This is a genomic window from Halobacteriovorax sp. BALOs_7, from assembly GCF_003612895.1.
Taxonomy (GTDB): Bacteria; Bdellovibrionota; Bacteriovoracia; order Bacteriovoracales; family Bacteriovoracaceae; genus Halobacteriovorax_A; species Halobacteriovorax_A vibrionivorans.
In genome coordinates this window covers 1144821-1160032 of record NZ_CP027772.1, presented here as the reverse complement: position 1 = coordinate 1160032, position 15212 = coordinate 1144821, and the positions used below count along the sequence as shown (strand labels likewise).

The 15212-nt window shown below is 36.2% G+C and carries 18 protein-coding genes; 11 read left to right on the top strand and 7 right to left on the bottom strand.

Going from position 1 to position 15212, the window contains the following annotated elements; translation table 11 throughout:
• Positions 1–15: 15 nt before the first annotated feature.
• Genes BALOs_RS05755 through BALOs_RS05740 form a run of 4 tightly spaced genes read left to right on the top strand, consistent with a single transcriptional unit; the run spans position 16 to position 5262 of the window.
• On the top strand, positions 16–2382 hold the full coding sequence (locus BALOs_RS05755) for a phosphotransferase (RefSeq protein WP_120404566.1): 2367 nt from the start codon (positions 16–18) through the stop codon (positions 2380–2382).
• Entirely contained in the window at positions 2375–4000 is a 1626-nt protein-coding gene (locus BALOs_RS05750; RefSeq protein ID WP_162929570.1) for an AMP-binding protein, read from the top strand. The genes BALOs_RS05755 and BALOs_RS05750 overlap by 8 nt, the downstream gene beginning before the upstream one ends.
• Positions 4001–4003: 3 nt before the next feature.
• Positions 4004–4264: an acyl carrier protein gene (locus BALOs_RS05745; RefSeq protein WP_114706381.1), complete on the top strand. Its 261-nt coding sequence runs from the start codon at positions 4004–4006 to the stop codon at positions 4262–4264.
• Entirely contained in the window at positions 4249–5262 is a 1014-nt protein-coding gene (locus BALOs_RS05740; RefSeq protein ID WP_120404564.1) for a diiron oxygenase, read from the top strand. Before BALOs_RS05745 ends, BALOs_RS05740 begins: the two co-directional genes overlap by 16 nt.
• Positions 5263–5296: 34 nt before the next feature.
• Here BALOs_RS05740 and BALOs_RS05735 read toward each other — a convergent pair whose 3' ends face one another.
• Positions 5297–5665 (bottom strand): response regulator, encoded by a 369-nt coding sequence (locus BALOs_RS05735; RefSeq protein WP_114706383.1) that lies wholly within the window; start codon positions 5663–5665, stop codon positions 5297–5299.
• Positions 5647–6924 carry a CFI-box-CTERM domain-containing protein gene (locus BALOs_RS05730; RefSeq protein WP_162929569.1) on the bottom strand — a complete coding sequence of 426 codons (1278 nt, stop codon included), beginning with the start codon at positions 6922–6924 and terminating at the stop codon, positions 5647–5649. Before BALOs_RS05730 ends, BALOs_RS05735 begins: the two co-directional genes overlap by 19 nt.
• A gap of 115 nt (positions 6925–7039) precedes the next feature.
• On the opposite strand from BALOs_RS05730, the gene BALOs_RS05725 reads away from it, so the two are divergent.
• From BALOs_RS05725 to rpsD, 3 genes are all read left to right on the top strand, one after another.
• Positions 7040–7549, top strand: coding sequence for a rhodanese-like domain-containing protein (locus BALOs_RS05725; protein ID WP_114706385.1), 510 nt, complete (start codon positions 7040–7042; stop codon positions 7547–7549).
• Positions 7546–8415: an aminotransferase class IV gene (locus BALOs_RS05720; protein WP_114706386.1), complete on the top strand. Its 870-nt coding sequence runs from the start codon at positions 7546–7548 to the stop codon at positions 8413–8415. Before BALOs_RS05725 ends, BALOs_RS05720 begins: the two co-directional genes overlap by 4 nt.
• Before the next feature lie 172 nt (positions 8416–8587).
• Positions 8588–9220 (top strand): 30S ribosomal protein S4, encoded by a 633-nt coding sequence (gene rpsD / locus BALOs_RS05715; RefSeq protein ID WP_114706387.1) that lies wholly within the window; start codon positions 8588–8590, stop codon positions 9218–9220.
• A gap of 269 nt (positions 9221–9489) precedes the next feature.
• Here the strand turns inward: rpsD and BALOs_RS05710 are convergent, their stop codons facing one another.
• Together BALOs_RS05710 and BALOs_RS15300 are read right to left on the bottom strand one after the other, a co-directional pair.
• Positions 9490–10047: an adenylyltransferase/cytidyltransferase family protein gene (locus BALOs_RS05710; protein WP_114706388.1), complete on the bottom strand. Its 558-nt coding sequence runs from the start codon at positions 10045–10047 to the stop codon at positions 9490–9492.
• Between the two features lie 3 nt (positions 10048–10050).
• Positions 10051–10365: a hypothetical protein gene (locus BALOs_RS15300; protein ID WP_205570975.1), complete on the bottom strand. Its 315-nt coding sequence runs from the start codon at positions 10363–10365 to the stop codon at positions 10051–10053.
• Between the two features lie 69 nt (positions 10366–10434).
• Between BALOs_RS15300 and BALOs_RS05700 the strand changes: the two genes are divergently transcribed.
• Together BALOs_RS05700 and BALOs_RS05695 are read left to right on the top strand one after the other, a co-directional pair.
• Positions 10435–10779 carry a hypothetical protein gene (locus BALOs_RS05700; RefSeq protein ID WP_120404562.1) on the top strand — a complete coding sequence of 115 codons (345 nt, stop codon included), beginning with the start codon at positions 10435–10437 and terminating at the stop codon, positions 10777–10779.
• Positions 10779–11189 (top strand): TM2 domain-containing protein, encoded by a 411-nt coding sequence (locus BALOs_RS05695; RefSeq protein ID WP_120404561.1) that lies wholly within the window; start codon positions 10779–10781, stop codon positions 11187–11189. Before BALOs_RS05700 ends, BALOs_RS05695 begins: the two co-directional genes overlap by 1 nt.
• A gap of 39 nt (positions 11190–11228) precedes the next feature.
• On the opposite strand, the gene BALOs_RS05690 is transcribed toward BALOs_RS05695, so the two are convergent.
• A complete protein-coding gene (locus BALOs_RS05690; protein WP_114706391.1) occupies positions 11229–11795 on the bottom strand; it encodes a hypothetical protein in 567 nt (188 codons plus the stop codon).
• Positions 11796–12017: 222 nt separating this feature from the next.
• Here BALOs_RS05690 and BALOs_RS05685 point away from each other — a divergent pair, with 222 nt between their 5' ends.
• Entirely contained in the window at positions 12018–12239 is a 222-nt protein-coding gene (locus tag BALOs_RS05685) for a hypothetical protein (protein WP_120404560.1), read from the top strand.
• 13 nt (positions 12240–12252) lie between these two features.
• Here BALOs_RS05685 and dtd read toward each other — a convergent pair whose 3' ends face one another.
• Complete coding sequence (gene dtd, locus BALOs_RS05680) at positions 12253–12687, bottom strand: D-aminoacyl-tRNA deacylase (RefSeq protein WP_120404559.1); 435 nt, start codon at positions 12685–12687, stop codon at positions 12253–12255.
• A complete protein-coding gene (locus tag BALOs_RS05675) occupies positions 12687–14618 on the bottom strand; it encodes a hypothetical protein (RefSeq protein WP_114706394.1) in 1932 nt (643 codons plus the stop codon). Before BALOs_RS05675 ends, dtd begins: the two co-directional genes overlap by 1 nt.
• Positions 14619–14750: 132 nt before the next feature.
• Between BALOs_RS05675 and BALOs_RS05670 the strand changes: the two genes are divergently transcribed.
• A complete protein-coding gene (locus BALOs_RS05670) occupies positions 14751–15206 on the top strand; it encodes a DUF533 domain-containing protein (RefSeq protein ID WP_120404558.1) in 456 nt (151 codons plus the stop codon).
• Positions 15207–15212 lie beyond the last annotated feature (6 nt).

Sequence of the window (15212 nt, the reverse complement as noted above, 5' to 3'; positions counted from 1 at the left end):
CGCTATATTAGAAGGATGAAGATAGAACAAACACACACAAATTCTGCAAATGTAGAGCTTGCTCCTGCCCCAAAAACTGCCCAGAAAGCGACAAAGAAGAGGCTGTCGGCCCCATCTCGTTTTGACTACTCTGAGGCAGCTCGTCTAAAGCGTATAGAGCTTCTAGAAGAGCAATGTGGGCAAGACCTTGATGCCATTGCAACAACGGACCTGGATGGCCTAAATTTAAAGGGAAATATCGAGTCCTACGCTGGAAGTATTTCAATTCCTATGGGAATTTGTGGGCCACTGAAAATGAATGAAAAGGGAGAGACGGAAGAGCTCTACATCCCTATTGCAACTTCAGAGGGTGCTCTGGTTTCTTCAATTACACGTGGAGCACTTGCTGTTTCACTATGTGGTGGATTCAAAGCAAAGGTCACAAGAAAGCGCATGTATCGCGCACCTGTTTTTACATTTGAAGATATTGATCATGCTGATGAATTTAAGGCATGGCTTGAAGATAATTTTAATACAATCAAAAGTATCACAAAGAAATATTCTAATTTTGCTGATCTAAAAAAGATCAAGACGACTCTTATTGGTCGAAATGTTCACGCTAAATTCATTTATGAATGTGCAGATGCTTCTGGTCAGAATATGACTACAGTTTGTACTTGGCAGTCATGTCTATGGATTAAAGAAGAACTTCTTACTTCAAAGATTAATCTTATTGAATTTTTCTTAGAAGGAAATGGCTCAAGTGATAAGAAAGTTTCAGTTGGATCGGCCATGCAAACTCGCGGAACTTACGTGACTGCAGAATGTGTGATCACAGAAAAAGTACTAAAGAGAATCCTTAAAACTTCAAGTACAGACTTGATTAACCTATATCTTAGATCACTTCCTATCACACGCCTTGAAGGGATGATAGGATATAACGTAAACGTTGCCAATGCAGTTGCTGCAATCTTTGCTTCAACGGGACAAGACCTTGCTTGTATCCATGAGTCATCTACGGCGGTTTTAAATTTTGAAAAACACGAAAAAGGTTTATATGTAAGCTTAACTCTTCCATCTCTTGTAATCGGTACAGTTGGTGGTGGAACAGGACTTGGCCATTATAAGAATTGTCTTCAAGCAATTGATTGTGCAGGAGCTGGAAAGGTTGAGCGTTTTGCAAAAATTATTGCAGGAGCTGCTCTATCTCTTGAGCTTTCAACAATGTCGGCCATCTGTGGTGGACAATTTGCTTACGCTCACGACAAGCTTGGAAGAAATAATCCAAAAGATCAGCTTAAGACAAAAGATATAACAAAAGACTTTATCAAAGAAAATTTCTCTGATCTTTCAGAATCTCTAAAAGAAAGTGAGACTATTGAACACGATGTAAAAGTTAACGTTGAAAATGGAATAATCACAGAAGCAACATCAAGAGTTGTAAATAAGTCGCTGGGCTTTACTGCACTTGAAGTGGATAAAGAAAAACAAGTTATTTTAAAATCAAAGCCACTAGACACTGATGTTATTGCAGGCCTTGCAGCAATTGCTGGTTTTGCAGATAGTGATATAAGACGCAAATTCTTAAAGACTATTCGAGATAACGAATTTACAAAATGTCATATTAGAGAAATAGAGGCTTACCGAATGGTATCACGTGATTTTTCACGTTATATACCGACTCTACACGGTACCTATATCAATACTCAAAAAGAAGCATATTTAATTCTTCTTGAAAATTTAAACTTCTCACAAGTAGAGCTTATTAATACTGAAGCCTCTCCAGAGCTGTGGATTAGTTCAACGAGAGAGCTTATTTATGATGCCATTTCAAAGGTACACACAAGCTTTCTTTCAAGTGAAGAAGTTAGTAATTCTTCACTAAACTTAGGAAAGACGAAAGTTGACGCTGATTTAACTAAATCAATTATTATCTATATCCGTGCTCAGCGCTACATAAGTGCAGAAACAGAAAGTAAATTAGAAGAAATTCTTTCTAATATCAATAAATGGGCAAAGCTTATTGATGAAGGTCCAAAGACTCTTACACACAATGACTTTAACCCAAGAAATATCTGTTTTAAGAAAGGTCGCCCATGTTTTTACGACTGGGAATTATCAAGATTTAATTCTCCATACCGTGATTTAGTAGAGTTCATGAGCTTTACAACTCCAAGTGAGGAGATTGCAAGTGATATTGAATTATTCTTTGAAAAAGACGGTATTGAGCTAGCGAGAAATGAAAAATTAGAAAATATGTTGGCATGCTCATATGAGTACTTACTTAATCGCGTACTCTTCTACTATGTTGGTCACAGTGTAAATGAATATGTATTTATGCCACATATCTTTAATAAAACGCTTGAAATCATCCAATTCATTGAAGGAGAGCTTGATGCATAATCTAATTCAAAAGCTACTTTCACACTCGATTGAAGAAAGAAATAAGAAAGTCTTATTCTTTTATAAGAATTATAAGCTTGTGTCTTCTCTATCCATTAATGAGATGATGGAAAAAGCATGTCAGATTGCATCTAAGATTATTGAAAACGATATTAAAGATGAGAATATAATTCTATCTTTTGAAAACGAAGAAAACTTTGTCACTTACTTCTTTGGGATCATCTTATCTGGAAATACACCTGTTCCAATGGCCTCAAATGCCCTGATGCTAAAGAAAGACTTTGAAGAGCTGCTCTTTCAATTTGCCTCTAGTGCAAAAACAAAGTATATCGCCGCAAAGAAGACACCAGTGGGCTACACAAATATATTAAAATTAGACGAAGCAAAAAAACTGGCATCAAGCTTTGCAAACCCAACACTTGAAGATACTTGTTTTATTCAATACTCTTCAGGTTCTACTTCTGCACCAAAGGGTGTTGTTATTCGTCATAAAAATCTACTGGCAAATAATGAGCAAATTAATATTGGGATTAAGCTAACAGATAAAGACTCGATTTGTACTTGGCTTCCTCTTCATCACGATATGGGACTAATAGGAAGTCTAATGACAGCACTTCTAAGTAACTTAGAATGTCATATTGTGCGAACTCAGGATTATGTTATAGCCCCTCACAAGTGGCTACACCTAGTGAGTGAAACGAAGTGTAGTGCCCTTTGTATACCAAATTCGGCCTACTATGTTTGCGCCACAAAGATTCCAGAAAGCAAACTTGAAGGTCTTGACCTAAGTCATATTCGTTTTGCTCAATGTGGAGCTGAGCCAATCAAGGCAAATGTTCTCGATGCTTTTAGCAAACGCTTTAAGAAATATGGATTTAACTCAAAGGCCATAATGCCTGTTTACGGACTTGCAGAAGCAACCCTTGCTGTTACCTTCCACGAAGTAGGAACTCAATATAAAAAACAGTCTCGTGACAATGAAGAGTATATCTCATGTGGGAAAGTCCTCTCTCCTACCGAGCTAGAGATAAGAAATAGTGAAAATGGAATTGGAGAAATCTATATTAAGGGGCCATCAATTTCAGATCACTACTATGGCCGTGCCACTCACCTAGAAGATGGATGGCTCAATACCGGTGATCTAGGCTTTCTAGATGAAGACAAAAACCTCTATATTACAGGAAGAAGCAAAGACTTAATTATCTGTAATGGAGTCAATATTTATGCCAACGATATCGAGTTTGAGGCCGCAAAAGTACCTCAAGTAAAACTAGGTCGCATCGTGGCCTTCAGTGTGCCAGGACTAGATGGTGAACTGGCCAAAATCGTTATTGAAACTAATGAGAAGTCATTAGAGGGCCGCAATAAGATAAAGGAGCAAGTTATTGAAATCCTTAGATCTAAAATTGCACTAACTTTAGACAGTATTATCATTGTTCCAGAGTTGACCCTAAAGAAGACCACAAGTGGAAAAGTAAAAAGACAGGATGCGAGACAGCGCTTTCTTAAGGGAGAGCTAAATAAAGTTGAAAAACGCTTTGGCCTTAACTTACTTGCATCAAAGTGGATTAAAAATAAGTTTAAGTTTAATTTCTTATTAAGAGAAAAAATAGGATAAATAATGGCACAAAAACTTCTTACATATTTAAATGAAGCAATAGCAGAAGTTTCAGATAAAGAAGTTGTGCTAAGTGAAGACACAAAGTTTGCAACTCTTGGACTAGATTCATACGATGCCATGAGTTTTATCGCCAGACTTAAAGAAGACTTTGAAGATCTACCTGTTACGATCTTCTTACAGTGCCAAACAACAACAGACTTAATAAAATACTTAGAAAACAATCATAAAGAAGAGATGGAAGAACTATGGAAACAAGATTAGTAGAAAGACTGCAAAGACTTAATAAACAATCTGTGGACCGTGCTTTCACTGTAGAAGCTCTTGATTGGACAAAGCCAATTGATAAGAGTTTAAAGTGGACACCAGATGAGATGATTACAATCTCATATCTTCCTAGTTATGACTTATTAACTAATGCTCAAAAGCTTCGCTTTAACCAATTAATTGGCCTTTCAATTTGCGAGCAATTTATATGGTTTGAAAATGTACTTCTCAATCCAGCTCTTAGAAGCTGTAAGAGAATCTATAAGCTAAATCCAGAAATGAACGAGGCCATCGATCACTTTATGGAAGAAGAAGATAAGCACGGTGAAATCTTTCTTCGTATGCTAATGAAAGCAGAACCTGAGAATTACTCAAAAGAGAATCCTTTAAGAATTTTTAAGCTTTCTAAGACTCAAAACTTTATCATGAAAATTGTGACGAAGTTTCCTCAAATCTTTCTATGGTGGATTTGGATTGCCCTATTCTTTGAAGAGCGTACATTAGATATTTCTAAGAAATATAATAAGGCCCTAAAAGAAAAAGATGTTGATTGGAACTTCTGGCAGTGCCATTACTACCACATGCTTGATGAAGTGAGGCACCAACAGATTGATGAATGTTTCCTAGCAACTTTCTACAATAAGGCCAACCCTATTCTTAGAAAGATTAATGCAAAAGTCTTTATTAGTTTCATATCAAGTTACTTTGGCCCTAAAAGAATGGCGACTCGTATTCTTGAACTTATGCAAGAAGAGTTTAATGATCTAAGCGCTGAAACAATTAACACTCTAAAAAATGAGTTTGATACACTACGTACTAATGTAGAATTTCAAAGAAGTGCTTTCTCTAGACAAGGACTTGGCCGTACTTATGAACTACTTGCTCAATATGATGAAATGGATGACTTTTGGGATCTATTAATTGAGGAAAGTAAGGAAGACCACCTTGGAAAAAATCGCTTTGTTCGCGGTACTCACTCAACAATTCTAAACTAAAAAAAAGGCCCTGTTAAACAGGGCCTTGATATATCTATTGGCTTAAATCGCCTTTTAAACTCGTTAGTAATTCATCAAGATCAAATGGCTTATAGAAAAAGCGAGTTACCCCTTCTTTCATGGCCTCTTTAAGAGAAATATCTGCTTGGCCAGAGACGAAGTAGAAAACCTTATCTTTTTGTTCTTTGTGACTATTTGAACAATCAAGTACGACTTTTCCGTTACCATCAGGCATCTTATAGTCAGAAATAATCGCATCAAAAGTTCCACCACTATTTATTAGTTTAACAGCGCTATTTCCAGAACTTGCACATTCAGTCTCATAACCTTCAAACTGTAATTCTTCAGCTAAAAGCTCTAAAATATCTGGTTCGTCATCAACGATTAGTACTTTGTAAGGCATGTTTTAATTTCTCTTCTAAATGTATAAGTCGATAATAATGTAATGCATCCTATTATAAATACTATATTTTGTAAAATAAAATAAATTGATAAACTATACAGTTTAATAGTATAGGCCAAGGCTTTGTTTTCTAAGATATATTTTACAAACTTTGGCGCTGTTCCATAATAAAGCTCGACAAATAATTGCCCTGCTCCAAAGCTCATTAAGTATTCATCTCGAATATGGCGAAAGTAATTTAAGACATAGTGGTCATGGCCAAAGCCTGCAGTGACTAAATAACATTGATTCTTGGCCAATAATTTCTCAATTGGTTTAGGGTTAATATCACTACTTTCAACAAGTGGTCCGATAAAACCAAAATGATCAACGTAAGCGATGGCCGCACGATAATTTAATCCATTTGTCAGCCTAGAAACTTTAATTGTTCCATCTTCACCTTTTTCTTCAATAATTTCTCTGAAGTTAGTCTTTGCTACAGCGGCCGATGGATTAACTAAATATAAGGCCATTCTAGAAATATAAGAACCATTTCCTCCGTGATCACCTGTATATTCAATGATCCCAGTTGCATCCCCGTCAAAAGTTGCATTAATAACAAGAGAGGATTTTGTCTGAATATCTTCTGATGCAGCACTCATGACTAATTTAAAATAAAGTGCTTGTCCGACAGTATCTGGAATAACGATATTATCTTCATTTGGTGGATAGTCAGTTCCATCTGGCTTTAAAAAGAAAACCAATTCGATCTCATCTTTAATTGTTGCAAGCTTATCTGTAAAACCAGCGCAATTTAATTCCGATGTTGAACATAGATCAATGAAGCTAACAAAAGGAGCTTCCACATCAGAGCTAGGAATTTGAGTCACAATTCTAAAGCTGGCATCTGATCCATTACTATTATCTTTTACAGCAACATATAATTCCTCATCGCTGTAACCTTTAGTATCGATATCCTGAAAGTACAATCCTCCATCAGTAGAAACGACATCCGGTAGATCACTTGAAGTATCAAAATAATAAGCTGCTTCTTGGCTGGCCGTAACTTTTACTGGAACATAAAGTGTAATTGCAGCCTCTGGAGTCGAGCTATCACCACCCATGTTAATAAAAAGCTCATTAAGGTTGGTACCTGAATCACCTCTTAATCTAAAAATAGGTTCCTCTATGTCATCAAGTCCCAAACTGGCAGCGTGTGAGAGTTGACCTGCGATGAAGAATAAATTTAATAAGATGAGTGATTTCAATAATTTTTGCATATTAAAATTATGGTTTATCTTTTCTTCTTGGTCAAATAATAATAGATTTGATAAGAATGAAGTCACTTATAAGTTACTTAAATAACATAGATTCAAAGAGCAGATAGGAAGCACAATGAAGTATATTATCTTGTCATTATTATTTCTTACTTCGTGTATCGACACTGAAGGTATAAAGAACCAAAAACAAGTTATAACAAGTATGGCAACGGCCCTTGGGAAGAAGTACCCAAGTGTAAAATCTGTGGACTGCCAATATCTTTCAAAAAGACTATTACGCCGCGACAACAGACTCGTTCTCGTTGATGCTCGAAATATCTATCAATACGATGTCTCTCATATTCAAAGGGCCATTCCCCTTTCAAAACTCCATGAGACTCACCAAAGCCTAGATGGACGCGAAGTTATCGTTTACTCAACGATTGGAACACGTGCAACAAAGGCCATTCTTGAGCTAGCAAAGTCAAATCAGAAAACGGAATTTAAAAACCTCTTTGGAGGAATTCTAGACTGGCTTCAATGTGGGGAAAAGATTTATAAAGATAATAAAGAAGTGAAAAAGATACGCTTTGAAAATGACGCTTGGAATATCGTTCCTAAGGGATATGAGTCGATTCTTCCATGAAAGTAATTAGTATTAATGGCCAAATTATTGATGAAGAAAATGCCAAAATCTCAGTATTTGATCGAGGCTTTCTCTATGGTGACTCTGTCTATGAGGTAACTGAAGTTCGAAATGGAAAGATTGGTTTTCTCGACGAACATCTTGAACGTCTTCGTAACTCAGCTCTTAAGATGCATATGCACCTTCAATTCACGGCCAAAGAGTTGGAAGAACAAATTATGAAAGTTGCCACAAAGCTTCATAAAGAGGGATTCCAGCGTTGCTATATCCGATTAGTTGTTACCCGAGGTGAAGGTGAAATTACACTTGATCCAAAAGCGGCCAGCAAACAAAACCTCATTATTATTGGAAAAGACTTACAAGAAAATCCAAAAACTTGGTATCAAGATGGTGTTGAAGTCATCGTCTCTTCAACACTTAGAAACCCAGTTAAATCAATGGACCCAAATATAAAGTCAGGAAATTATCTCAACAATATCCTAGCTTACAACGAGGCCCGTGAAGCCGGCTACTTTGATGCAATCATGCTCAACCAAGACGGTAATGTAACTGAATGTACAACAAGTAACCTGTGGATCGTTAAGGATGGCGTCTTTAAAACTCCCCCAATTGCGGCCGGACTTTTAAAAGGTATTACTCGAGAAAATGTCATTAAGATTCTAGGTGAAAATAATATCCCTTTTGAAGAGACAAATATCACTGGCTCCCAATTAAAAGAAGCAGATGAGTGCTTCCTAACTTCCTCTACAAAATACCTTGTTCCTATTGTAAAAATTGATAATCAGGCCATTGGCGGAGGGCGTCCAGGAGCAAAAACGTTACAAGTACTTGAAATCTTTAAAAAGCAACAAGGCATTCCTCTATAATTTCTTGTATTTACGAATTTATTCATTGACAAAAGTAATGACTATTAGCTATAAAGCTTCAGTTGCATCCGAAAATATTAGATAAGATTGATGGGCCTAAGGCTTTGTGCCTTTGAGATGTGATGCAACTTTATCCTTGTCCCACCCAATCTTAATTCATAAGGAGAGCCTCATGGCAAAGAGTACTACAGCGAGATCACGCTTTAAAATCCAAAGAGCACTAGGTGTTGAACTTCCAGGTCTTGGTAAAGGTGGAGCACTAGCTCGTCGTCCATACGGTCCAGGTGTTCACGGTAACAAAAGAAAGAAAATTTCTGACTATGCCGTTCGTCTAAAAGAAAAACAAAAACTAGTATTTCACTACGGTCTTAGAGAAAAGCAACTTGTTACTTACGTTAAGCAAGCTAAGAAGAACACTGCTGGTAAGCCGTGGATGGAAGTACTTCTTACAAACCTTGAGTCAAGACTGAACAACGTTGTTTTCAGACTTGGATTTGCACCATCAATGATGGCAGCTTCTCAAATGGTTTCTCACGGACAAGTACAAGTTAACGGAAAGAAAGTTGACCGTTCATCATACATCGTTAAAGAAGGTGATGTTGTTACTCTAACTGAGAAAGGTTACAACAACCAACTTTACAAGCAAACTCAAGAATCTCCACGTTTCGCAGCTGTTCCAGCTTGTTACAATGTTGAAGGTTCAGACAAGAAGAAAGCAACTATGGTTGCTGCACCTCTTGAGTCAGATGTACCATTTGACTTCAACTCTCAGCTAGTAATTGAGTACTACTGGAAAGTTAAGTAAGCACTCGCGGCATTGGTTGCCCAAAGGCAACCTATTGGACGCGATGCTAGCTCCCCTCGAAGAGGGCAAATTATCTATTCAACAAGCCGGGTTCAAGCCCGGCTTTGTTGTATCTGGAGCTATGGGAAAGCCTTAGCGATAGAAATAAAAAAGCTCCCTACAGGAGCTTTTTTAATTCTTAGCCTTAATTCTTAGCCTTAATTCTTAGCCTTAATTCTTAGCCTTAATTCTTAGCTTTAATTCTTAGCTTTTTTATAAATAATCTTCTCTTATTTATTTTCTCGAATCTCAGTAGAACTCAAGTCCTGAAACTCATGAGGCTCTAGATAAATTACCTCTAGCTTAGGGTTATATTCTTTAATAACCTTCTCAACCTCACGATATTGGGCCATCTTCTCTTCTCTAGGAACAACATAGACCTTGCTAAGCTTTTGACACACTTTCTCAACTTCATGCCATTGCAAGAACGAACCAAATGTATCATCACCCATAAGCCAATTAACCTCAGGGTAGTCGACTTCTTTTAACCATTCATACGTAGGCCGACGCTGCTTCTTTGCCCAAAAGCCCGTATAAATCTGAAAACGATCTTCAGTCATGTACTTAATCTTCAAGTACTCACCATATGGATCGTCTTGCTCATTAGACTTCCAATGACTGTAGTCGAGAACAATAATGATATTATCCTCAAACTTAGAACATTGATTAAGACATTCAAGATGTCCTTTATGAAATGGGTGAAAGCTCCCACCAAAGAGAGTTACTGAAGTTTTTTCTTTTGAGGAAAAAAGCTCAACCTGATTTGCAATTTCTTCTAATTTACTCATTTGTTAGAAGTCTTTATCTTGAAGAGTCTTGCGGCCACTTTGCATCGCGCGCTCAGCTGCTGCATCACACTTTACTCTAACAATATCAGATAGAACCTGCATCACGTTGGCCGAAGTATTAAGGCCATGTTTGTCTTTGATATATTTCTTAAGTTTTGAAGCAACAATTAAAATTTCTTGATCATTAAGCGGCAGAGTTTTCTTATCTCCACCAACTAAAATTCGTCGCGGCTCTCGCCTTTGCTTGTTATCCTGCTCGCTCACGTTATCTCCATTTGAGTCATCAGTATTTTGTGATTTAAGATAATCAACTTTCACATATATCTCCAAGTCTAGTATAATTATATTGTATAGGAAATTTAAATCTAATAAACCAACGAGCAAATTATGAAGTTCTCTTGCGAATTTAACGATATTGAGTATTTTTTCCAAACAGAAATTGGTGCAAATACTAATGATAAATACCATCTCTTTCTTTCTGGTTCGAAGCTTACCAAGTATCAGAATGAAGAAATGCGCTTTCACACACTTTACATCAATGCAAAATGTGAAGGTAGTGAACTAAATTTCATCATCACTGGAATTCCCCTCTCTTTAGAAGAAGAGGAACAAATTGAAGAATTGGAGGACTTCTTTGAGGCAAAAGAGATTTTTGAAAAGATTGAAAACTCATTTGATCAAATGTTATCTGAAAGTAAGGCACCTCCATGGGCAACTAAGGAGTATAAGTAATGAATCAAAATACACTACCTAATAATACTCACAGTAAAGTCATGGGCTATATTCTATGGCTATTTGGCTTTATGGGCTCTCACCGCTTCTACTATGGTAAACCTGTTTCAGGAACAATCTGGATGCTAACTCTAGGTCTTTTTGGTGTGGGATGGCTTATTGATATTTTTCTCATTCCGGCCATGGATGAAGAATGTGATGTACGCTACTACGACGGAGTATTGGACTACAATATTGCTTGGGTTCTCCTAACTTTCTTAGGAGTCTTTGGTTTTCATAAGTTTTACCAAGGTAAAATTATTATGGGAATTCTCTATCTCTTAACTGGTGGATTCTTCCTATTTGGGATTCTATACGACTTCTGGACTCTTAATGAACAAATAGATGAAATAAATAAAAAGGGCTTCTAAAAAGAAGCCCTTATATTTTTGCTTGAATATTTTTTTAGTCTAGTAAATAGCGCAATGTCCTCTATAAAGATAAACAGTATCTCTACTAACATCTGTTGAGCTAAATGTTGAATAAGTCTGACCTGCATCAGTAAAGTCTAGAGCAAATTCCTTAGTCACTGTATCAACACGATATTCAACGTGAGTACGTCCTGGGAATCGACGATAGATTGTACGACACTCTCCACGTCTGTTACAAACAACTTGTGGATGAGTAATTTCACAGAACTCACTACGATGACGGATTGGACCTGTTTCAACTTCAGTTGAAATTGTTCCAGCAATGTCATAATTTAATGAAGTATCAAGCTTGTCTAAAAAGAATTCACCATTTGATGGAAGCTTAAGCTTATCATCAAACTTAACCTTTAGTTTTTCATCTGCAACTTTAATAACCATTTTTCTCTTACCTACAAATTTAACCTTTGTACGGTACTCACCTGGAGCTAGAGTTAGGCTATCTTTTGATGTTTTTAAGTTTAATTCTGAAGTGACAGATAAATTACCCTTAAATTCCTTACAGCTAAATAAAATAGTCATAAGAAGGGCCATTTTTAAAAATTTCATTTCTCCCCCTAAGTTAAAATAAAAAATATTTATCAAACGTAATTTTGTTTGTCCATACTGGCATAAATACTATGAAATATGTACTCATTTTTAAAACTTCTGAAAAGATGACCTAGAGCATGTTTCAAAAAGTTAAGAGAGGTTAAGATATTACTAGACTTTATTTTAAAATTGTTTAATATATTCGGGATATCGACAACTTAAACCTACTACGGAGACCTTATGGCAAACGCTAAAGTTTACGAAACTTCTATTGTACCTAAGGGTGAAATGCTTGAGCCTGTTAGAAATCAAGAAATGATTGCTTCATCGATGACGATCGAAGTACTTCACATCGCAACTTTCTTTGTTATCTTTGCTTTTATTTTTGCAGGGATCTGGAAAGCAGCTGTTGCTATTGAAAGAAGAGAAAAAGCATCAGAAAACTCAAAAGTTACAGCATAACTTTTATCAATTCTTAGAATTCAATATGAAATGTCACTGGCCCGTCGTTATTTATGACGACGGCCATGCTTTCTCCAAAAATACCAGTTTCTACTGGAACTTTTTCATTTAGTAATTTAACAAATTCATTAAATAAATTCTGAGCGACTTCAGGTTTAGCACTTCCATCAAAACTTGGACGATTCCCCTTCTTTCCATTCCAAGAAAGAGTAAATTGAGAAATGGCCAAAATACTTCCCTCAATATCAACAACGGATTTATTCATGCGTCCGCTTTCATCAGAAAAAATTCTTAAGGCGACAATCTTATCAGCGGCTTTTTTAAGAGTCTGCATTGTATCATCGTGTTCGATACATACTAATAGGTTAAGACCTTTTTCTATTTGGCCGACAATTTCATTATTAACTTTGACTTGGGAACTTGAAACTCTTTGGACAACTATCTTCATTAAACTTTCTTATATTCTTCAATTTGTTTTAATTCATATTGTTTTTTTAGGTTTTTAATTTTTTCTTCGTAACTAGATACGAGTTGATCTCTAAGCCTTTTAGAATCACTCATCTGACGCTCTAATTTCTTTTGGGCCATATTTAGCTTACGGCGCATATCTGTATTATGATCGGCCGTCATTTTCTGTTTTTCCATATTATGGTTATGAGTCATACGTGAAAGCTTAACTTCATTTTCTTGTTTCATCATCTTAAGCTTTGTGTTGAAATCATCACGAAGTGATTGGAAACGCTTCTCATACTGATCCTTAATATGATCAACACTATCCTTCATTTCAGCTCGTTGCATACGGCTTTGCTCTTGAAAGAACTCATTTTCAGCTTGTTGTCTACGCTTGCCTGTTTCTGTAAGCATATGAAGTTTCTCTTCTGTTTCAGCAAGTGTTTTCTTAAGCTGTGCCTGTTGGTCTTGAAACTTCTTTTCATAAGAAGCTTGAATATCACCGATCTTTTGATCCATCTCTTTTTGATGAGTCATAAGTGTATCTTCATACATACGACGATTACGAGCATTAATCTCTTCTTTCTCTTCTCTAAATGATTCCTGAAGAGAGTTTACGGTTTCCACACTCTTTTCTTCTGTACGAATAAGATTATCTCTAAAGTGCTCTCTTTGACTCTGCATTAGATCACGATATTGATTTTCTTTATGAAGCATATTATCTTCAGCAACTTTCTTTTCATGAGTGATATTGCGATTATATTGTGCTTTCTTTATCTCATGTTGTTTTTGAGAACGTGCCTGAATCTGATCCATATTCGCTCTCATATCATCTTTAAAATTAATAAAGCGCTCTTGTTGATCGAGGGACTGCTCTTTAATTCTCTTTGTAACACCAATATCTTTTTGAACTAACTTTCTTTCAAAATCATTAATAATATCAGCGTTTAATTGCTTTAGACGCTCAAGCTTTTGCTCGTAAGTATCTTTTATGCCAGCATCCTCAACGGCCTTCATTGATTGAGAACTTTTAAATCGAGCAATATCAACATTGTGGTTACTCTTAATATCCTCACGTTTATTCTTTTCTGCGCGAAGGATATCACTGACTTCAACTTGATGAGCAAGCCTTTGTTCCTGAAGATTTTTTTGTGTTTTAAGGTGTAGGTCGCGAGCAATCTGATCAACGCCTTCTTGCTTCTTATTTAATTCTCTAACATATGATTCGTTGGCCTCTTCTAAAGCTTGCTTCTTCGTTTCAACAAGGAAGTCTTCACGTCTTTTGCCTTCATCAACTACCTTACGTAGTGTTTTATTAGCATCATTTTTTAACTCATGATTTTCTAGAGTGAATTGAGACTTTAATTCATTTAATTCTTTTCGATTCTTTCTAACTTGCTCTTTTTCAAGTTTAGCAAAGTCATTATTTAACTTCTCAGTCGATTCTTCACTATGCTTATGAAGTTCCTTAATCTTATCTTGAAAGCGGTCTTGGTTTAACTCGACACGCTCATCTGCTCTTCTTTTTTGAGAAGTTAGGCTATTAGAGAATGTCTTCTCTCGCTGCTCAATTGTATCTGAATATGACTTTTTTAAAGTAGATAGCTTTTCATCAAAGTTTGTTTTTTGCTCTTTTGAAACTTTACGAAATTCTTCTTGTGTTTGCTCATTCTTATTGCGAAAGAATTCTTTAGATTTAGCGATGGCCTCTTTGGCCTTCTTAGCAGCAATCTCTAATTTCGATTGATTATCTTTGATGAGAGCATCTTGTTTTTTTGAGTATTCGTGCTTTAGAGTATTTAACTTCTCTTCGTTATTATCCTCTAGGTTCTTAAGATTTTCACGATATCCTGAACGAATACGATCAAGCTGCTTACGCTGCTCACTATTCATCTGTGAAATTTTCTTAGAGTAATCTTCTACTTTCATAAACCTATATGCGATAAAAATAATCGCCCATTAAAACACTTCTTTATTATACCTTCTTTATAGGATGCTTTTTACTAGGCAAAGTATATCCTCTATAAGTCATTGAATTCTCAATTATGTTAGTATTTTTATATGAATGAGCTAACAGATACAAAGAAATACGAAAGTTTCCTTAATATGTGGAGAACCCTAATTGCGGTCTCTCATCTCGATAATATTGTTTCCGAGCAAGAAAGAGAGCTTATTCAGGAATTTATCCATAATGCAAAGTTAAATGAAGAGGATAAGGAGATCTTACGTCAGGATCTTGAACAACGTCATCGACCAGACGAGTTCATTGGGCATGTTAATTATCCGGCCCACCTCTCTCAACTGCATCACTTAGCAAATATCCTATTTCGTTCAGATGAGCTCGATCCTAAAGAAGAGGCTTACCTAAAGAAGATTCTTGCAGAAATAGAGACTAAGATTGGTATTTACAATGCCACGACACAAAGCGCCGAAGCACTGAAAAAGATGTCTCAAAGTGAGATTGAAGTCAAAAGAAAGTCGGCCTTTGCTGAAATCATCAAGTTCTTTACCAAATAAGATTTG